This is a genomic window from Streptomyces sp. NPDC002403 (assembly GCF_053593015.1).
In genome coordinates, this window is sequence record NZ_JBSFBQ010000029.1 from 59,279 (window position 1) to 78,274 (window position 18,996).

Annotated in this window: 16 protein-coding genes and 1 pseudogene; 9 read left to right on the forward strand and 8 right to left on the reverse strand. The window is 69.9% G+C overall.

Going from position 1 to position 18,996, the window contains the following annotated elements; genetic code table 11:
* Positions 1-231 precede the first annotated feature (231 nt).
* From ACWCPY_RS27465 to ACWCPY_RS27490, 6 genes and pseudogenes are all read right to left on the reverse strand, one after another.
* Positions 232-486, reverse strand: a pseudogene (locus ACWCPY_RS27465) (aminoglycoside phosphotransferase); the annotation flags it as partial.
* Positions 487-853: 367 nt separating this feature from the next.
* Positions 854-985, reverse strand: a complete 132-nt coding sequence (locus ACWCPY_RS27470) for a hypothetical protein (protein ID WP_451269304.1) — start codon at positions 983-985, stop codon at positions 854-856.
* A gap of 14 nt (positions 986-999) precedes the next feature.
* Entirely contained in the window at positions 1,000-3,072 is a 2,073-nt protein-coding gene (locus ACWCPY_RS27475; protein WP_451269306.1) for a discoidin domain-containing protein, read from the reverse strand.
* A gap of 207 nt (positions 3,073-3,279) precedes the next feature.
* Positions 3,280-4,536 (reverse strand): MFS transporter, encoded by a 1,257-nt coding sequence (locus ACWCPY_RS27480; RefSeq protein ID WP_451269308.1) that lies wholly within the window; start codon positions 4,534-4,536, stop codon positions 3,280-3,282.
* Positions 4,537-4,550: 14 nt separating this feature from the next.
* A complete protein-coding gene (locus ACWCPY_RS27485; RefSeq protein ID WP_451269310.1) occupies positions 4,551-5,918 on the reverse strand; it encodes a GH1 family beta-glucosidase in 1,368 nt (455 codons plus the stop codon).
* A gap of 537 nt (positions 5,919-6,455) precedes the next feature.
* Complete coding sequence (locus ACWCPY_RS27490) at positions 6,456-7,118, reverse strand: TetR/AcrR family transcriptional regulator (RefSeq protein ID WP_451269312.1); 663 nt, start codon at positions 7,116-7,118, stop codon at positions 6,456-6,458.
* A gap of 508 nt (positions 7,119-7,626) precedes the next feature.
* Between ACWCPY_RS27490 and ACWCPY_RS27495 the strand changes: the two genes are divergently transcribed.
* The 7 genes from ACWCPY_RS27495 to ACWCPY_RS27525 all read left to right on the forward strand — a co-directional run bounded on the left by ACWCPY_RS27495 (position 7,627) and on the right by ACWCPY_RS27525 (position 15,554).
* Entirely contained in the window at positions 7,627-9,231 is a 1,605-nt protein-coding gene (locus tag ACWCPY_RS27495; protein ID WP_451269314.1) for a molybdopterin-dependent oxidoreductase, read from the forward strand.
* Positions 9,232-9,320: 89 nt separating this feature from the next.
* Complete coding sequence (locus ACWCPY_RS27500; protein WP_451269316.1) at positions 9,321-9,971, forward strand: fasciclin domain-containing protein; 651 nt, start codon at positions 9,321-9,323, stop codon at positions 9,969-9,971.
* 187 nt (positions 9,972-10,158) lie between these two features.
* Positions 10,159-11,418: an NAD(P)/FAD-dependent oxidoreductase gene (locus ACWCPY_RS27505; protein WP_451269380.1), complete on the forward strand. Its 1,260-nt coding sequence runs from the start codon at positions 10,159-10,161 to the stop codon at positions 11,416-11,418.
* Entirely contained in the window at positions 11,415-12,167 is a 753-nt protein-coding gene (locus tag ACWCPY_RS27510; protein ID WP_451269318.1) for a DUF1365 domain-containing protein, read from the forward strand. The genes ACWCPY_RS27505 and ACWCPY_RS27510 overlap by 4 nt, the downstream gene beginning before the upstream one ends.
* Positions 12,164-13,447: a class I SAM-dependent methyltransferase gene (locus tag ACWCPY_RS27515; RefSeq protein WP_451269320.1), complete on the forward strand. Its 1,284-nt coding sequence runs from the start codon at positions 12,164-12,166 to the stop codon at positions 13,445-13,447. Before ACWCPY_RS27510 ends, ACWCPY_RS27515 begins: the two co-directional genes overlap by 4 nt.
* The gene (locus ACWCPY_RS27520; protein WP_451269322.1) at positions 13,444-14,748 is read left to right on the forward strand and encodes a class I SAM-dependent methyltransferase; all 1,305 of its coding nucleotides are present in this window, start codon (positions 13,444-13,446) and stop codon (positions 14,746-14,748) included. Before ACWCPY_RS27515 ends, ACWCPY_RS27520 begins: the two co-directional genes overlap by 4 nt.
* Positions 14,745-15,554: a DUF1295 domain-containing protein gene (locus ACWCPY_RS27525; protein ID WP_451269324.1), complete on the forward strand. Its 810-nt coding sequence runs from the start codon at positions 14,745-14,747 to the stop codon at positions 15,552-15,554. The genes ACWCPY_RS27520 and ACWCPY_RS27525 overlap by 4 nt, the downstream gene beginning before the upstream one ends.
* Before the next feature lie 36 nt (positions 15,555-15,590).
* Here ACWCPY_RS27525 and ACWCPY_RS27530 read toward each other — a convergent pair whose 3' ends face one another.
* A complete protein-coding gene (locus ACWCPY_RS27530) occupies positions 15,591-16,355 on the reverse strand; it encodes an anti-sigma factor (RefSeq protein WP_451269326.1) in 765 nt (254 codons plus the stop codon).
* Entirely contained in the window at positions 16,352-16,936 is a 585-nt protein-coding gene (locus ACWCPY_RS27535; protein WP_451269328.1) for a sigma-70 family RNA polymerase sigma factor, read from the reverse strand. Before ACWCPY_RS27535 ends, ACWCPY_RS27530 begins: the two co-directional genes overlap by 4 nt.
* A 641-nt stretch (positions 16,937-17,577) precedes the next feature.
* Between ACWCPY_RS27535 and ACWCPY_RS27540 the strand changes: the two genes are divergently transcribed.
* Entirely contained in the window at positions 17,578-18,126 is a 549-nt protein-coding gene (locus tag ACWCPY_RS27540) for a hypothetical protein (protein WP_451269330.1), read from the forward strand.
* Positions 18,127-18,461: 335 nt separating this feature from the next.
* Positions 18,462-18,659 carry a hypothetical protein gene (locus tag ACWCPY_RS27545; RefSeq protein ID WP_362453520.1) on the forward strand — a complete coding sequence of 66 codons (198 nt, stop codon included), beginning with the start codon at positions 18,462-18,464 and terminating at the stop codon, positions 18,657-18,659.
* Positions 18,660-18,996: the final 337 nt, after the last annotated feature.

The following is an 18,996-nucleotide window of genomic DNA, read 5'->3' on the forward strand; positions in this document are numbered from 1 at the left end:
CATCGTGACCGCACCGCCGGTCCAGCGCCGTACGGAAGTGCTAGAAAGTGCCCGGGCCAGGTGACGCCGTCCGGTGCGAGGCCGGGACGCAGCCGGTCCCAGGAGGGGTGACCTGCCCGTCGATCTCACCGGGTCTCGGAGTGTCTGGATCAGTGCTGACCTGGACTGATGCGTTGCGCAGGTGTCCGTGACGTGGGAGTTGCCCGTGTCGGGCTGCCTCAACTCCCACGATCAAGGCGATTTGTCTGCAAGCACGTGTTCCAGGGATCGTTGACCCGTCCGACTCATGGCAGGGTTGCTGTCGGCGTAGTACCGGACCAGCCCCCTCGCTTGAACTACAGCCCACGCCTTGCCTCGCTCCCATTCCAGGTCGTCGCAACTCGGGTGATCGCGGAGCACCTGCCGCGGCCCAGCCTCAAGCAAATGCCACGCGCTCACGAGATCCGGAGAAGGGTCGGCCGGCCCGAAGCCGCCAACGTCGAGAACCCGCGTGTGGCCTGTCGGCTCACGAGCCGCTTCCGCTTCGGCCTCCAGGCGGCGCCGCGTCGATTCGACGTCCACCGGCTCAAGAGGGAATCGAGCTGCGAACCGATGACGCGCCGCCCCGCTTCGCTGTCACGATCGAAGACGTCGCTGTCGACGGGGCTTTCCCCGCCCAAGAGTTTGCGGAACGAGTCAGGGCTTGGGGTGCCGCCACGGTCGACGGGCGGAGTCGCAGCACGTGACCGGCCGTGAGCCCGTCGAAGAGTGTGCCCACGGTCTGTGCCGATCACCTCGGTGGAGGCGGTGATCGCGGGGTTGTCCCCTGGGGTGGCCGTGACTCGGGACGTGGAGAAGGGCCCTGTACGGCCGCTCAGGTGATGTGCGCGAGGTCGGCGACCTTGCCCCAGGCCACCGGCAGGGCGCCTGCGCTCTTCGTGGCGTGCCGGGACGTCAGACCGGCCGGATCGGGCGAGCTGATCCGGCCGGTCTCGGTCCCGGGCACCGCAACCGGTGCCGTCAGTCGCTGTAGACGCCGACCTCTCGGAGCGAGTAGCCCCACTCGGTGCCACGCTCCAGGCCGTGGATTCGTACGTAACGCGCCGGAGTTCGGGCGAACCACGCTGTGTCCAGGCCGCCGTCACCAGCGGCCGTGGACCATGCCGTCTGCCAGTTACTGCCGTCCTGCGACAGTTCGATGCGGTACGACTTCGCGTATGCCGCCTCCCAGTCGAGGGTGACACGCTTGACCGGCTTCGCGGCTCCGAGGTCGATCTCCAGCCACTGGTCGTCCTTCCATTCGCTGGCCCAGCGGGTGTCCTTGTCTCCGTCCACGGCCTTGCCGGGAGCGAAGCTGACGAACGGGTTCCACCACTCCGACGTGGACGCCGAGGCGGCCGCACCCGAGGCCAGATTCACCCCGGACCTGTGCTTCTCGGAGTTCCCCCAGGTGCGCAGGTAGGACTCGGCGCCCGTGAAGAGGTCGTCCACGACCTTCTGGCCGCCGACGATCCGGATGTCCTCGATCCAGTCCGGGACCATGCCGTAGTGCGCCGCGCCATCGGTGTTGAAGTCCCACGTGCGCTCGCCGGTGGTCTGCTTGTCGATCACCGAGCCGCCGTCCGTACTGCGGAAGGGGTACTTCACCGGGTTGGGGGTGTCCCCGCCCCGCGGGCCCGGCCAGCCGCCGACGCCGTTCATGTCGGTGCCGTAGCCGTAGCCGACCTGGTACTTCTCGCGCAGCGCGTCCGTGCGTCCGGCCTCCGAGCTGAACGCCTCGGAGCCGCTCATGTACTGGGCGGCGAACCCGCCGAGCTTGTAGAGCCGCTCGGTCCACCCCAGGTCCATCCAGCTGTGCGAGGAGATGACGCCCGGGTACGACTCGGACTCGAGGACGTCGAAGGCCTGATCCGCGGCCTTGACGCTCATGTGGTCGATCTCCAGCATCATGTGGCGTTTCATCAGCCCGCGCACCGCGTACTCACCCAGGCTGGTCAGCCCGCGGGTGTTGCACTGCGCGCCGGAGGCGTACGAGGGGACGGCCACCCCACTCGGCAGTTGCTTCTCCGCCTCCGCCGCCACCGCGTTGCCGATGGGGTTGTCGTGCTGCGGGCCGCGGCAGGTCTCCGTCTTCCAGAAGGTGCCGGTCGACAGGAACTGGCCCACGTTGATCGCCGTACCGAGGGCGCCGGAGTCGTAGCGAACCCCGCACAGGGCATTGTCGAACTTGTGGCACAGGAACATGCTGCTCACGCCCAGTTCGCGCAGTTCGTCCAGGCCGCGGTCGATGTCCTCCTTGCTGCACTGCGCGATGTCCAGGATCTGCTTGCAGCCGAACGGTTCGGACGTCTCGACCCCCAGGACGACAGCCAGTTTGCCCTGCTCGACGACCTGGCGGGCCTGCGTGCTGTTGGTGACGATCCGGAACCAGCCCTTGCCCGGGCCGCCGTACATCTTGTCGATGAAGGCCTGCATGTCGTACGACTTCTTCGCCTCAAGGCGGATGGCGGTCATCTCGTCGCAGCTGCGGTCCTTGAAGAAGTAGACCGAGCAGATCACGCCGTTGGTGACCAGGTCGTTGACCAGCACCCGCTGGCCTCCGCGCCATGCCCGCTCGATTTCGGCGTAGTAGTTCTGCTGGTGGGTCAGCGAGTCGTGGGCGGGCCAGTCCTTGAAGGTGGGCCACCCATCGGGGTCGTGCTTGCCGTCGCCGCCCTTGGTGACGAAGTCGAAGATGGCGAGCGAGCCGTCGGGGTAGTGCTCGGGGCAGTCCTTGAGCGCATCGGCGACGCCCTGCTCCGAGAACGGCTTGCCGCAGATCAGCCGGCCGCCGAAGCCCTCGTTGGCCATGATGTGATCGTGGGCGTCGACGAACCCTCTTACGCGTCCCTGGGCGTCGGTGCCTTTGAAGGGTTCGCCCGTGACGTCGATCTGCGCGTCGGGCGTGGGCCGCGCGGTCGGGGTCCACCAACCGGGGTCGGGCTGCGCCGCGGAGCTGGGCATCGGGCCGATTACCAGGGACATCACGGCGAGGAGCAGTGACACCACCGTGAGGGATCCGAGTCTGCGACGTGGAGGTTGAGCCATGGTCATCACTCACCTTGATTGACATGTGCACTCAAGTTACTGACGAGTTTTCAGAATCGCGACCACCGCCGGTGGAGTCAACGGTCCGGGCCGAAAAACATGAGAAGTCCTCAGCTTTTGTGAACTCCTTTCTGTTCGGCGTCAGTTGATGGTCGACCGAGTGGTGGGAGGTGGGCGGCCCGAACGGGCATGCCCGCTCGTCCGGGCCACTCGTCAGGCCACGCTGTGGATGCGGTTGACGAGGAGGCCGCCGATGAGGATGACCAGGGCCGCGGTGGTGTAGAGACCGGTGTAGCCGCCGAGGTGGGTGATGACCGGCGAGGCGAGGGCAGGGGCGAGCACCTGCGGACCGGAGTTGGCGATGTTGATGACGCCGAGGTCTTTGGCACGGTCGGCGGCCTCGGGCAGGACTTGGGTGACCAGGGCCTGGTCGACGGCGAGGTAGATGCCGTAACCCGCGCCGAGAACGGCCGCGGCGGCGAGGGCGGACGGCCAGGTGTGGAGCAGGGCGAGCAGCCCTGCCGCTGTGGCCATGACCAGCGCGCAGAGGACGACGAAGACCTTGCGGCGTCCAATGCGGTCGGACAGGACACCGGCGGGGATGGCCGTGAGTGCGGCGCAGAGGGTGTAGATCACCGTGAGGATCAGCACGCCGGTGCCGGGGTCGCCGTAGTGGACGGCGTCGGCGAGGAAGTAGAACAGGTAGAGGGTGCCGAGGGCGTTGCCGAGGTTGATCAGGAACCGGGTGAGCCAGGCCCAGCCGAAGTCGGGGTGCTGCCGGGGACTCACCCAGAGCGAGCGGGCGAAGGCGCGGGCGTCGAAGGCGGGGCGCAGTGCCCGGGGGAGGGGCGGCTCGGAGTGGCGCAGCACGAAGGGGAGTGCGAGTGCGACAGTGAGCACGGCGAGGATGCCGTAGCCGGAGCGGACGCCGGTGATCAGCAATGTGGTGATCAGTGCGCCGAGGACGAGGCCGAAGGACTGCATGAGGCCGGTCCAGCCGGAGACCTGGGCACGTTGGGTGAGCGGTACACGGTCGGCGATCGGGGTGGTGACCCCGGCCAGCATCGCGTTCAGGCCTGCCTGCGCGAGGCACCAGCCGACGGCGACCCCGGCCACGGTGTGCTGGGTGGCGGTGAGCGCCAACCCCCCTGCCCCGGCGAGGGCGCCGCCGAGAATCCAGGGCCGACGGCGGCCGAACCGGCTCGTGGTGCGGTCCGACCACGCGCCGGCGAGTGGGTTGGCGAGCACCGCGACGAGCGCGCCGAGGCCGGTGACGAGCGAGAGCGCATCGTTCTTGCCGTGCGGGTCGATGTGCTCCAGCTGGAGTGGCAGCAGGATCTGAATGGGGGTCATGAACGCCATGAAGACGGCGAGCGTGGCCAGCGAGAGGTTCACCGTCCAGCCGGCCTTGACCCGGACGGTGGGCTCGGCGAAGACGGTGGCGTCGTCCGCTGCGGGGGCGTGGGACATGACGACTCCGTCGCTCAGGACCGCTGCGAGGCGATCAGGCCGCGGTACCACTCGAAGCTCGCCCGGGGCGTGCGACGTCGGGTGGTGAAGTCGACCTCGACCAGGCCGAAGCGCTGGTGATAGCCCTCGGCCCACTCGAAGTTGTCGAGCAACGACCAGGTGAAGTATCCGCGCACGTCCACCCCGCGGGACACGGCGCGGGCGACCGCGGTGATGTGTCCGGCGAGGTACTCGATGCGCGCCTGGTCGTGCAGCCCGGCCGGCTGCGAGCAGCCGCTCTCGGTGATCCATACCGGGGGAAGGTCGTTGCCGTAGCGGGCCTTGAGATCGGTGAGCAGCTCCGTCAGCCCATCGGGGACCACCGGCCAGTCGAACGCGGTTCGCTCGTACGGCTCCGCAGGCTCGGCCAGGTCGAAGGGAAGCGCGGCGGCAGGATCGGCCGGGGCGGTGACCCAGGTGGGGTTGTAGTAGTTGACGCCCAGCCCGTCCAGTGGCGCGGCGATCGTGGCGAGATCGCCCTCGCGCACCACTCCTCCCCAGCTCGGGTCGGTCATGCCGTAGGCCGACAGGTCGGGATAATTACCCAGCAGCAGCGGGTCGTTGAAGAGCCGGTTGTGCAGGGTGTCATAGGCCAAGGCCGCCGCCACGTCCTTGTCCTGCTGGGCGTCGGGGCGCAGACGGACGGGCGTGCAGTTGTTGGCGATCAGTATCTGCCCACCTGGAACGGTGGCCCGCAGCGCAGCGGTCGCGAGGCCATGACCGAGCAGTTGGTGATGTGCGACGGGCAGTGCGTCCAGCATCAGTGCGTGGCCCGGGGCGTGGACGCCGAAGCCGTAGCCGAAAGACATGTGGACGAAGGGCTCGTTCAGGGTGATCCACCGCTTGACCCGGTCGCCCAGCCGTTCCGCGACCACGGCCGCGTACTCGGCGAACCGATAGGCGGTCTCGCGGTTCAGCCATCCGCCCGTGTCCTCCAGGGCCTGCGGCAGGTCCCAATGGAACAGGGTGGGTGTGGGCTCGACCCCTGCGTCGAGCAGCGCGTCGACCAGACGGTCGTAGAAGTCCAGTCCGCGCGGTTCGACCTTGCCCGCGCCGGTCGGCAGGATGCGGGGCCAGGAAACGGAGAAGCGGTACGCGTCGAGCCCGAGTCGGCGCATCAGCGTGACGTCCTCGTCGAACCTGTGGCGGTGGTCGCAGGCGATGTCGCCGGTATGGCCGTCGCGTACGGCGCCGGGGCGCCGTACGAAGGTGTCCCAGATGGACGCTCCCTTGCCGTCCTCGTCGGCGGCGCCCTCGATCTGGTACGCGGCGGTCGAGGCGCCCCAGACGAAGCCGGCCGGGAGCCGGGGGAGTCGGGTGGCATCGGTGGGGCTCGTCGTCACTGGCGCCTGCCTTCGTTCGTGATGCGCGAGTCGCCCAGGTTCGGTCGTCCGCGCGCGGCTCCGGAAATTCCGCCGACGGCCGCTCATCGCGCCCCAACGGCAGCCTGGGGGGCGGCTGTTCGTGACCGGGGCACGCCGTCCAGGGTGGGCCGCACCGTAACATGAACTCGCGTTCACGTTCTATGGGTCGGGCCTGGCCGCGACCTGGTCGGCGAGGAGGCGGAGGGGGTGCTGCTCGGGCGGCAGCAGCGTTGGCCGGGACCTGGGGGCGAGCGTCGAGGCCGGGACCACGGTCCGCGGTGGCGGACCTCGGATGGCGGCGGACCTCGGCGGCCGGCTCGGAGAGCCCTCGGAGTCGGCCCCGGCAGGGGGACCTCGGGGGCTGGGCCCGGCCGACGCGACTTGCCGGGCAGGGCCTGGCCGGGATGATTGCCCGTGTCACGATGCCCAGGGCGCGGGCTGGTCAGCGGCGGTTCCGGTCGGTCCGACAGTCCGGGCCGACGGCCCGAGGGCCGGCGAGCTGCTGAACGCCTCGGTTCACCCTTCCGCGGTCGTCAGTCGGCCGCGCAGGTCCTCCCAGTAGGTGTTCAGCATCCGCTTGAGCTCGTCCACGGTTTCCAGGTCCGGCTCGCCGTCGCTCTTGAACACTTCGTGCAGTACGGCGTTGGCGGCCCACACCACCATCCGCGTTGCCCGTTGCGCCCGGTGACCGCCGGGTCCGCCGGTCAGGTGCTCCACGATGCGCTGCAGGCCCTCGGCGATGTGTGTGTTGCTCGCCTCGTCGGCCCGCGCGAGCTCGGGACTGAGGTGCCGCCCGGCCCACAGAACCATGCCGCCCGCCTGGGACCGGAAGAGCTCGGCGTAGACGCCGACCATCATGCCGACCGGGTCGGTCAGTTCGCCCTCGACGGTACGGTCGACGAGTTCGTCGATGGCGGCCTTGAAGGCACCGAGGTACCGCTGGCCCAGCGCGTCCACGACGGCGCTCTTGTCCGGGTAGAACTGGTAGATGCTGCCGACCGGCGCGCCCGCCTCCTCGGCGATCCGCCGCATCGTCAGCGCCTCGTACCCTTCCTGGGACAGGATCCGGTCGGCCGCGGCGAGGATGGCCTCGACCCGGGCCCGGCTGCGTGCCTGCTGAGGCTGCCTCTGTAGCCGCGCCCGCGATGTCGGCTGCGGCCTGCCTGCTTCCGTCACCACGTGCCCCCGGTCGTCCGATGACGCGAACGTAGCACGCGGTCGCGGAGCGGGGGCCGGCCATGCTGGTCCCCCGCTCCGTGCGTCGGCTGCGAGACTCCTGGTCACGCGGTTGTCGGGCCGGTCCAGTTCTCCGCCGGGCGGGCCGTGGAGGCGTCGAAGCCGACCTTCACCCTCAGCAAGGAGCCCAAGCGCGTCATGCACGCGGTCTACGGGGCGAGGCGGCCGGAGGCCGACTTGACGTCGTCGGACGAGGAACGGCCCGCTCCCGAGGGCGGGCGCGGCGCCGTTCGACACCGCAGGTGTGGGTCTTGCAACCACGCGGCCCCTCGCGGACTGCTCCGGTCGTGCCGGCCGATACACCGGCGACTGGCCCGAACCTCGTAATTCGTAGCGGAATCGGTACTGGCTTGGTGCGTCGTCCTTCTTTCCCCTGATCGTAGGTGTCACCAATCCGCAACGCAGGCGGAACCGGATTCCCTGCGTGAGGGATGAAGAGAAGGATCCGCAGATGCGGCCCGGTATGCCGCGTCTGGTGCTGGGCGCGCTGAGCGGTGTGCTGGCAGGTTTCGCGGCGCTGGCGGTGGCCGAACTGGTGGCGGCGGGAGTACGTCCGCAGTCCAGCCCGGTCGTCGTGGTGGGAGGCGCTGCCATCGACGCGACGCCTGCACCGGTCAAGGACTGGGCGATCCGTCACTTCGGTACCGATGACAAGCTGGTTCTGCAGCTCGGGATTCTTGCCGTGATCAGCGTGCTGGCCCTGGCTCTTGGCGTGTTGGCGAGGCGCTGCCGACGGGTCGGGGCAGCCGGGGTCCTTCTCTTCGGGGCGCTCGGAGCGGCAGCGGCCCTGAGCCGGCCCGACTCGACCGGCCTCCCCGACGCCGTGCCCTCTGTCGTGGGCGCCGTGATCGGTGCGCTGCTCCTCCATGTTCTGGTGGGCCTCCTGGCAGCGGCGAGGCGCTCACGCGCCACAGAGCGCGAACGCGAGACCGACGGTGGGGTACTTGTCGTCGCTGCGCCTGAAGAGTGGGATCGCAGGGGCTTCGTCCTGGCATCCGTCTCGGTAGCGGCCGTCTCCGCCGGCGTCGGCGCGGCCGGCCGGTTGCTGAACGGCTCGCGCGGTCGCGACGCCATCGCCTCGCGGCAGCGGGTCGTTCTGCCGCGCCCCGGGGCACCGGCGCAACCAGTACCGAAAAGGGCCGAGCTGCGCATCGCCGGGATCAGCCCCTTCGTCACCCCGAACAACGACTTCTACCGAGTGGACACCGCCCTCGTGGTGCCCAGGGTCGACGTCACCGCTTGGCGGCTGCGTGTCCACGGCAAAGGGGTGCGTCGGCCGGCGGGCTACTCCTTCGACGACCTGCTGCGCAGGGAGCTGATCGAGCGGGACATCACCTTGACCTGCGTGTCGAACGAGGTAGGCGGCCCGTATGCGGGCAACGCCCGCTGGATCGGCGTACGACTGGCGGACCTGCTCGCCGAGTGCGGGGTGAAGCCTCCCTCCCGCGGTGGCCCGGCCGACCAGTTGGTGTCCCGTTCCGTGGACGGCATGACGATCGGCAGCCCGGTCGAGGACGTCATGGACGGTCGCGACGCGCTGCTCGCCATCGGCATGAACGGCGAACCGCTGCCTTTCGAGCACGGCTTCCCTGTCCGTATGGTCGTGCCCGGCCTTTATGGGTACGTGTCGGCCTGCAAGTGGATCCAGGACATCGAGCTCACCACCTTCGACTCCTACGACCCGTACTGGGCCAGACGCGGCTGGGCCCGCAGAGCCCCGGTCAAGACCCAGTCGCGTATCGACACCCCCAAGCCGTTCGCCCGGCCCAGGGCAGGCACGGTGATGGTTGCCGGGGTCGCCTGGGCCCAGCACCGCGGCATCGACAAGGTCGAGGTCCGGATCGACGACGGGCCCTGGCGCGAAGCCCACCTGGCGGCCGAGGACACCCGCGACACCTGGCGCCAGTGGTCATTCCCCTGGCAGGCCACCCCGGGCGGCCACACCCTCACCGTGCGCGCCACCGACCGCACAGGGCGGATACAGACAGGAAAACGTACCCGCACCATCCCCGACGGTGCCAGTGGACGGCACTCCGTGGTCGTGACCGTCGGATGACGACCGCATAGGGGCTCCGCCCCTTTCTGAACCGCTTTCCGTTTCCCGCGATCGCAGCACCCTGCTGCCCATCTCAACAGGAGAACATGATGAACACCCCCACCCGCCGTACCCTCGGCCTCCTCGCCGCCGCTGCTGTGCTGCCCCTGGCCCTGACCGCCTGCTCCGGCAGCAGCAGCGACTCCGCCGAGTCCGGCTCTCCCGACAAGGCCTCGGCTCCGGCTGTCAAGAGCAGCAACGACATGGGTGGTTCGAGCAGCATGGACCAGCCCTTCGGCACGGCCTGCTCGGCCGTGCCGAAGAACGGAGCCGGCTCCTTCGACGGCATGTCCAAGGCCCCCGTCGCCACCGCAGCCTCGAACAACCCCGTGCTGTCCACGCTCGTGACCGCGGTCAAGAAGGCCGGTCTGGTCGACACCCTCAACAACGCGCAGAACGTCACCGTGTTCGCCCCCACCAACGATGCCTTCAACAAGATCCCGAAGGCGACCCTGGACAAGGTCCTCAACAACAAGGCCGAGCTCACGAAGATCCTCACCTACCACGTCGTCGGCCAGAAGCTCGCTCCGAAGGACCTGGAGAACGGCTCCTTCGACACCCTCGAACAGTCCAAGCTCACCACCTCCGGCTCGCGCGAGTCCTACACCGTCAACGACTCCGCGAAGGTGGTCTGCGGCAACGTCAAGACCGCCAACGCCAACGTCTACATCGTCGACACCGTCCTGATGCCCAAGATGTGACCTCCCGCAGCGTCTGCCGGCCCCCACCGGGACCGGCAGACGCTCGCCTGTGTGCCCCGACCGCCCCGGATCGCGGTCGGGGCCCGCCACCTGCCCACTGCCCGTTCGGAAGGAAAGAACCATGCACGGACCACCTGGCCGGCGCAGCGCCGGGAAATCGCCGCGCTCGGGCAGCCACCGGCCCACCGTGCGCCGCACTGCCGTGATCGGCAGCGGAGTGGCGGGACTGACCGCCGCGTACATCCTGGGCCGCGCACATCACGTCACCCTGTACGAGACCGACGACAGGCTCGGCGGCCACGCCCACACCCACGACCTGACGTCGCCCGACGGGCGCACACACCGTGTCGACTCCGGGTTCATCGTGCACAACCGCCGCACCTACCCGCACCTGTTGCGCCTCTTTCACGAACTCGGAGTCACCACCCAGGAGTCGGAGATGAGCATGTCGGTGCGGTGCGAGGGCTGCGGCCTGGAATACGCCGGAGCCCGCGGCCCTCGCGGACTGCTCGCCCAGCCGCGCAACGCCCTGCGCGGGGCGTACCTGCGCATGCTCGCGGAGGTGCCGCGCTTCCACCGGGCCGCCCGCCGCCTGCTGGACCGGGGCGGGTCCGACGCCACTCTCACCCTTGGCCGGTTCCTCGACGACGAGGGCTTCTCGCCCTACTTCAGGGCCCACTTCATGACACCGGTGGTGTCGGCCGTGTGGTCCTGCGACGCGGAGACAGCCCTGCGGTACCCCGCCGCCTACCTCTTCCGGTTCCTCGCCCACCACGGCATGCTCTCGGTGGGCGGAGCACCCGTGTGGCGGACCGTCACCGGCGGTTCCCGCAGCTACGTCGACCTGATCGCGGCCGGCCTGCATCAGATACGCACCAGCACCCCCGTACGCGCCGTGTTCCGGCACGCCGACGGCGTCGACGTGACCACGGACGACGGGACCACGGCCGCCTACGACCACGTCGTGGTGGCCACACACCCCGACCAGGCACTGCGGCTGCTCGGGGACGCGACCCCGGACGAGAAGGAGGTCCTCGGAACGTTCCGCTACTCCCGCAACACCACCCTGCTGCATACCGACACCACCCTGCTCCCGGTCGCGAGAGGCGCCCGCGCCTCCTGGAACTACCTGATGCCGTCCTGCACGGCCGGCGCGGACCGGGTGCGGGTGAGCTACGACATGAACCGGCTGCAGCGACTCCAGGCACCACAGACATACATCGTCACCCTCGGCGGCCAAGACCGTGTCGACCCGGCCCGGGTGGTGGCGCGTATGACGTACGAACATCCGGCGTACACGACCGAGTCGGTCGCCGCCCAGCGCCGGCTGCCCGAACTGAACACGGCGGTCACCGTGTTCGCGGGCGCCTACCACGGCTGGGGCTTCCACGAAGACGGCTGCCGCAGTGGAGCCGAGGCCGCCGCCGCCCTGGGGGTGAGGTGGTGACCGTTCCCTCCACCCGGCGGCCCGCACCCCCCGCCCTCTACCCGTGCACCATCACCCACGCGCGCACGGCACCACAGCGCTACGCACTGAGGCACCGCACCTACATGTGGCTGGTGGACCCCGACCGCCTGCCCGCGCTGCCGCTTCCGCTCCGACCACTCGCCCGGTTCCGTGCTCGCGACCACTTCACGGGGCGTGCCCCGTCGATCCGTGCCGCGCTCGACGGCTTCCTGGGCGAACACGGTATCGACCTGCAGCACGGGCCGGTCCTCATGCTCACGCACGCCCGGGTCCTCGGACACGTCTTCAACCCGCTGACCCTCTACTGGTGCCACGACCCCGACGGCACCCCGCGCTGTGTGGTCGCCGAGGTCCACAACACCTACGGCGAGCGCCACACCTACCTGCTGCACCCCGATCATGCCGGAACCGCACACGTCGACAAGGAGTTCTACGTCTCGCCGTTCTTCCCCGTCGACGGCCGCTACCACATGCGCCTCCCACTGCCGCACGAGCGCCTGGACCTGACTGTGCGTCTGGAACGTGCTGGCGGCATACCGTTCACGGCCGCCGTCCGCGGCAGACGGCGCGAGGCCACCGCAGCCGCGTTGCTGTGCCAGGCCCTGCGTCACCCCTGGTCCACCCTGGCGGTGTCGGCCGCCATCCGCTTCCACGGCATCCGCCTGTATCTGCGGGGCCTGCCCGTACAGCCGCGCCCGGGCCGCCGCAACCCGGAGAGTGCGTCATGACCACAGCTGAACCCCGTTCCACCGCCCGCCACCGGACCGTCGGCCACCGGGTCGCCCCGGCCGACCCCGCCCGCTGGCCTGATGTGGCCACCGTGCCGAGGGCGTCCTGGCCGGCGCGGACCGTGACCGCATCCGTTGTGGGGCATGCTCTGCGGCGACTGCCCCTGCGCGTGAGGTTCGCCGGCGGTGCCACCCTCGGTCTGGGCGGCCCGCTGATCGAGGTGCGTGATCCGAAGGCCTTCCACGCCCGCATCGGGACCCGTGGTCTGATCGGCTTCGGCGAGTCGTACATGGCGGGGGAGTGGGAGGCCCCGGACCTGGTCGGCGCGCTCACCGTGCTGGCCGCGCACGCGGCGGATCTGATCCCCACTCCGTTGCAGCGGCTGCGCGCCCTGTGGGCGCAGCGACAGCCGGATGCGCAGCGCAACACCTGTGACGGGTCGCGCACCAACATCAGCCGTCACTACGACCTGTCCAATGACCTCTTCGCACTGTTCCTGGACGAGACCCTCACCTATTCCGCAGCCGTCTTCCGGGGCTTTCCCGCCCACTGGCCCCTGCTGGCCGCAGCTCAGCAGCGCAAGGTCGACCGTCTGCTCGACCTGGCCCACGTCCGGGAAGGCACCCGCATGCTGGAGATCGGCACGGGCTGGGGCGAACTCGCCCTGCGGGCCGCCGCCCGCGGCGCGACCGTCACCTCACTCACGCTCTCACGGGAACAGCGTGAACTTGCCCTGGAACGCGTACGCCAGGCCGGATGCGCCGACCGTGTGTCGATCGAACTGTGCGACTACCGCGAGGCCCGCGGCACCTACGACGCCGTGGTCAGCGTCGAGATGATCGAAGCCGTCGGCGCGGAGTTCTGGCCCGTGTACTTCCGCGTCCTCGACGAGCGCCTGGCACCTGGCGGGCGGGCCGCGCTGCAGGCCATCACCATGCCCCACGAGCGAATGCTGGCCACCCGCGACACCCACACCTGGATCCAGAAGTACATCTTCCCCGGCGGCATGATCCCCTCCGTCCAGGCCATCGACGAGGCCGTCCGCGACCACACCACCCTGACCACCGTTGCCCGCGACGCCTTCGGCGCGCACTACGCCGAGACCCTGCGCCTGTGGCGGGAGCGGTTCACCGAACATGCGGACGGCATCGCTGCCCTCGGCTTCGACGAGACGTTCTGCCGTATGTGGACCTTCTACCTGGCCTACTCCGAGGCCGGATTCCGTTCCGGCTACCTCGACGTCCAGCACTACCTGCTCACCAAGGAGCCCGCCCGATGACCACAGCCCGGCCCCGTGCCGCCCAGCGGCTCGCCGCACTGGCCGAGGAGGTGCTCGGCGGCCCCCTGCCGGTGCGACTGCGCACCTGGGACGGCAGCGAGACCGGCCCGGCCGACGCCCCCCTGGTCGTCGTGCGTTCCCGGCGAGCACTGCGCCGCCTGCTGTGGCAGCCCGGCGAACTGGGCCTGGCCCAGGCCTATGTCACCGGCGAACTCGACGTGGAGGGCGACCTCGCGCAGGGGCTGCGCGCCATGTGGACCACCGCGCGGGAGCGAGGCCTGCACGCCCCCCGGCTCTCGTCGGCCGATTGGGCGCGCGCGGCCGGTATGGCCCTACGGCTCGGAGTCCTCGGCCCGCGACCACCCGCCCCCGTCACCCAGGCCAGGCTGCGTGGTGGCCTGCACAGCAGGGCCCGCGACCATGCGGCGATCAGTCACCACTACGACCTGTCCAACGACTTCTACCGCCTCCTCCTCGACGAGACCATGGCTTACTCCTGCGGCTACTGGACCGACGACGATCCTGCTCTCGGCCCCGCTGATGCCCAGCGGGCCAAACTGGAGCTGATCTGCCGGAAGCTCGGCATCGTGTCCGGCTCCCGGCTGCTGGACATCGGCTGCGGCTGGGGCTCGCTCACCCTGTACGCGGCCGAGCAGCACGACGCGCAGGTCACCGCCGTCACCCTGGCCCGCGAGCAGGCCGCCTACGTACAGGAACAGGTGCGCGAGCGGCGGCTGGAGCACCGGGTCCAGGTCGTGGGCCAGGACTACCGGGACATCACCGGAGGTCCCTACGACGCCGTCGCCACCGTGGAGATGGGCGAGCATGTAGGAGACGCCGAGTACCCGGCCTTCGCCGCGGCCCTGTACCGGATGGTCCGCCCGCGGGGGCGTGTCCTGGTCCAGCAGATGTCCCGGGGAGCGAAGGCGCCCGGCGGCGGGGCGTTCATCGAGGCGTACATCGCCCCGGACATGCACATGCGCCCCCTGGGCGAGACCGTGGGCGTGCTGGAGGCTGCCGGTCTGGAAGTGCGCTCGGTGGAGTCGATGCGTGAGCACTATGTGCGCACCATCAAGGCCTGGCACCGCACACTGGAGGAACGCTGGGACGACTTCGTACGGCTGGCCGGCGAGGAGACCGCCCGCGTGTGGCGGCTGTACCTGATCGGCGGGGCCCTGGCCTTCGAGGAGCGCCGCATGGGCGTCGACCAGCTGCTCGCCGTCCGCCCGACACCCCTGGGCGACAGCGGTCTGACACCGGCGAACACAGCCGGCTGGCACCAGAAGCCGACAACTCGGTGAACGCCTTCGCCTGGAGCGCCTTCGCCGCCAACCTCGGCTGGGCCGCGGCCACCGCCCTGGCCGTCATGCTCATCACCTTCACCGTGGCCCTCGCCCGGGGCATGCACCGGGTCGTCGATGTCGCCTGGGGGGCGGCCTTCGCCGCAGTGGCCGTGGTGACCTTCGTCGTCTCGGCCGGTCATGGTGATCCGGCAAGACGGCTGCTGGTGACCGGCCTCACCGTCGTATGGGGGCTACGGCTCGCAGCCCACATCGCCCGCCGGGGAAGCGGTCACGGTGAGGACCCGCGCTACGAGGCGATGATGGCCCGCGCGTCCGGCAACCGGAGTCTCTACGCCCTGCGGATGATCTATCTGCTCCAGGGAGCCCTGGTCTGGCTGGTGTCGCTGCCCGTACAGGCCGCCCAGTACACGCCCGCTCCTCTGTCCGCCCTGGCCTGGGCCGGAACGGGCGTGTGGGCCGTCGGGCTGTTCTTCGAGGCCGTCGGCGATGCCCAGCTGGCACGCTTCAAAGCCGACCCTGCCCACCGCGGCCGGATCATGGACCGCGGGCTGTGGCGTTACACCCGGCACCCCAACTACTTCGGTGACTTCTGCGTCTGGTGGGGACTGTTCCTCGTCGCTTGCGACGCGGGATGGCAGCCCGCCGCCGTGTCGGTCCTCTCCCCCCTGGCCATGAGCCTGCTGCTGATCAAGGGCAGCGGGAAGCGATTGTTGGAGCGGCACATGGCAACGCGGCCGGGCTGGCCCGCCTATGCGGCACGGACCAGCGGGTTCTTCCCCAGACCACCGCGCGGTCAAGGATGAGCAAGGGGCCCACTGCGAGGTGGGCCCCTCTCCACCTCACGCCGTCGTCTGCACAGTCGGCATGTCCAGCAGGGCGATCGGTGCCGAAGTCGGCCGTGGGGAGCCACCGGCCGGCTCCACGGTGATGCCGACCCCCGATGCGCCGTCGACCGCCCCCTGCATCAGCACGGCCTGGCCGGTGCGGTCGGGGTCCATGAGCCCGGCGGAGCGCATTCTCCCTCCGTCGGCGAACCACAGCTGGTACACCTTTCCGTCCGGCGGCTCCGCCATCCGGGACACCACGAACACGGCCCGGTCGCGGTCGGTGGAGACCACCAGCGTGCCCGTCCCGCCCGCCACCCGCGTCGAACGCGATCTGGCGTCGGGCGCGGCCAGTACCCCAGCGACTTCTTCGGTGTGTCGCTCCATCCGCGCCGCCTGCTGCCGGGCGTCCTGAGCGCGTTCGTACTGCCACAGCGCCGCACCCCCGAACGCGCCCACGGCAGCCATGCAGACAGCCAGGGCCCACCGGGTCACGGCACGTCCGCGCGGCACTCCGAGGCGGACCCGCTCCAGCGGCGCGTCACCGGGCGGCACCTGGCGCACGGTGGCGATGCGGTGCAGGACGTGCTCCCGCAGCGCGGGGCGAGCCGTCACGGTCGAGGCCAGGGCCAGCCGGGACGCAGTGGCCGAGAACTCCGCGACTTCCTGCTCGCACCCCTCACACTGCGTCAGGTGCCGGTCAAAGGCGGCGCGTTCGTCGTCCGGCAGCGCGTGCAGCGCGTACGCACCCGTCATGCTGTGCACATCGACGATGGTCATGCGGTCACCCCCAGGCAGTCACGGAGCCGAATGAGACCGTCGCGCAACCGGGTCTTCACCGTTCCCAGCGGCAGCGCGAGCGACTCGGCGACCTGCCGGTAGGTCAGGCCGCGGTAATACGCCAGAGTGACCGACTGCCGCTGCAACTCGGTCAGTGTGCGCAGACAGCGTCGCACCTGCTCCTGCTCCAGCCGGGTCTCCACCTGCTCGGCCACCTGGTCGTACTCGGGCGTCCGCTCCAGCAGCGCGGCCTTCGTGTCGCGCGCCGCGGCGGCTTCCACCGAGCGGACCCGGTCCACCGCACGCCGGTGAGCCAGAGTGAGGATCCAGTTGATCGCCGTACCACGCTCGGGACGGTAGCGCGGGGCGGTGCGCCACACTTCCACCAGCACGTCCTGGGCCACTTCCTCCGACTGCGCGTGGTCACGCAGTACCGCGCGGACGACACCGAGCACGGAGTCGGCCACCGCGTCGTAGACCGCGGCGAAAACCTCCTGATCGCCCAGCGCCACCTCGTGCAGCAGCTTCTGCAGATCAGGTTCGGCCGATGGATTTCTTCCGATATGCACGGCTTCCTTCACAAGGATCCTTCCAAAGGTGCGACAGGCTGGAATCTCGCTGCGTAATCCGAGGCCACAACCCGTACGGATTGGTCGCGCCGCAAAGGCATCAGCTGCGCGGACGCGTACCGGCTGCCCGATGTAGCCCGTGCCCGGGGCCTGTTGGCCGGCACTCAATGGGCTGTGCTCGGGCCACTGTTGTCGGGGGACGGGGTGGGATGTCTGTTCGGTTGCTTGCGCGCGCTGTGGGGTAGCGCAACCTGCTGCGCTACCTCGCGGTTGGGGCTGGAGCCGTAGTCATGTCCGGATGCGGCGGCAACGGCACGGGCGGGGGCCTGAGAGCCCAGGCGTCGGAGGCATTCATTCGGAGCGCGAGAGGGGCCTGCCTCGACCGGCAGTTGCCGCGCCGGCTCGCGGGGGACACAGTTGAAGAGGAGGACACACGAGATGGCAGTGTGCCGCTGCCGTGCCGATCCGGGCCTGGGACGAAGGCGAGCACGGTCTCCCGGCGATGGCGCTGCTGGTAGAACGACCGTGCAGTCGCTCGTGGCTGCCGGTGGTCCGTAGGCCTGACCCATTGCCGGTCTCCGCTGGAGATGGTGACGGAGGCATTGCGGCTCCGGCAATTCTTCGGTTCTCGGCAATCGGCGAGCGGAGGAGCAATGTCGACCGGAACTCTCATAGCGATCATTGTCGCGGTGGTTGTCGTCCTGTTGCTGTGCGCACTCGTGGCATGGCAGGTGGCGCGCAGACGCCATCTGAAGGAGCAGTTCGGCCCGGAGTACGAGCGGCTCGTGGAGGAGAAGCAGAGCCGCCCGGCCGCGGAACACGAACTGCGGGAGCGGGAACAGCGCCATGACGCCCTGGAGATCAAGCCGCTCTCGGCGGCGGACCGGGAGAAGTACTCCCAGGGCTGGAGTCAGGCGCAGGAGCGGTTCGTCGACCACCCCGACGACGCGGTTCATGAAGCCGACCGGCTCGTGACCGCGCTGATGAGCGAGCGTGGCTATCCGACCAAGGGGTTCGAGCAGCAGGCCAGTGATCTGTCGGTCGAGCACGGCCGCACTCTGCAGAGCTACCGCACCGCCCACGAGGTCAGCGACCGCAGCAGCCGTCACCAGGCGACCACGGAAGAGCTACGGGGCGCGATGGTCCACTACCGGGCTCTGTTCGACGAACTGCTCCACAACGGCGGGCGGCCGCGGGAGTAACGGATGGAGGAAGCGCAATGGCGACGGGACGCCGGGACCCACGCGGGTCCGATGCAGGGAAACTGTCCACTGACGATCTACGCGGCGGGGGCGCCCCCGCACCGGAAGCCCACGAGGCCCCGGCCGAAGCTCCACCGACCTTCCCGGGCGAAGCCACGACGGCCGACCCCAGCCACCTTCCGGGCGGCGAGGACGGCACACGGCACGCTCCGGCGTCCGCCGCCGGGCCCGACGCGGCCGCCACCACAGACGCGGACGGGGACGCGAATGAGCCGCTTCTCGGTGACGAACAGAATGCGTTCCGTAGCCGGTGGCAGCGGATCCAGGGCGACTTCGTGGATGACCCCCGGGAAGCGGTCAGTGCTGCCGACACCCTGGTCGCGGAAGTGATGCAGGCACTCGCCCGGACCTTCTCCGACCACAAGCAAGGGCTGGAAGGGCAGTGGCAGCGCGGCGAGGAAGTACCGACCGAGGAACTGCGTGTCGCTCTGCAACGCTACCGGTCGTTCTTCAACCGACTGCTGAACACCTGAGTACCTGCCTGCTGAGCAGAATTCCTGACACGGAAGACCAGTGCGGGCTTCGGGCGAGGGCGTTGTGGAGGGCTCGCACGGCGGGCTCGCGGTGGTGCTGGGCGGGGACCGACCGGTACAGGTGCGTGGCACGGGCGGGGATGCGGCCGGTGCGGTAGCCGTCCGGAGGGACGGCCGGAGCGGCGATGGCGCGGCGGCGGGTCCGCCCGGTGTCGCCGTCGTGGTGATCACAGGCTGCACCGACCCTCCGGCACGGGCGGCCGTCGTGTCACGCCGCACGGCCACGGCCGCGACGAGAACCCCGGAACCGCCTGGTCCGACCACGACCTCGGTTCAC

Bases quoted from the DNA above. Each gene is read 5' to 3' on its own strand.
- ACWCPY_RS27520 (WP_451269322.1), top strand. From the start codon at position 13,444: ATGACCACAGCCCGGCCCCGTGCCGCCCAGCGGCTCGCCGCACTGGCC.
- ACWCPY_RS27540 (WP_451269330.1), top strand. From the start codon at position 17,578: ATGTCGACCGGAACTCTCATAGCGATCATTGTCGCGGTGGTTGTCGTC.
- ACWCPY_RS27530 (WP_451269326.1), bottom strand. From the start codon at position 16,355: ATGACCATCGTCGATGTGCACAGCATGACGGGTGCGTACGCGCTGCAC.
- ACWCPY_RS27480 (WP_451269308.1), bottom strand. From the start codon at position 4,536: ATGTCCCACGCCCCCGCAGCGGACGACGCCACCGTCTTCGCCGAGCCC.
- ACWCPY_RS27500 (WP_451269316.1), top strand. From the start codon at position 9,321: ATGAACACCCCCACCCGCCGTACCCTCGGCCTCCTCGCCGCCGCTGCT.
- ACWCPY_RS27495 (WP_451269314.1), top strand. From the start codon at position 7,627: ATGCGGCCCGGTATGCCGCGTCTGGTGCTGGGCGCGCTGAGCGGTGTG.
- ACWCPY_RS27475 (WP_451269306.1), bottom strand. From the start codon at position 3,072: ATGACCATGGCTCAACCTCCACGTCGCAGACTCGGATCCCTCACGGTG.
- ACWCPY_RS27515 (WP_451269320.1), top strand. From the start codon at position 12,164: ATGACCACAGCTGAACCCCGTTCCACCGCCCGCCACCGGACCGTCGGC.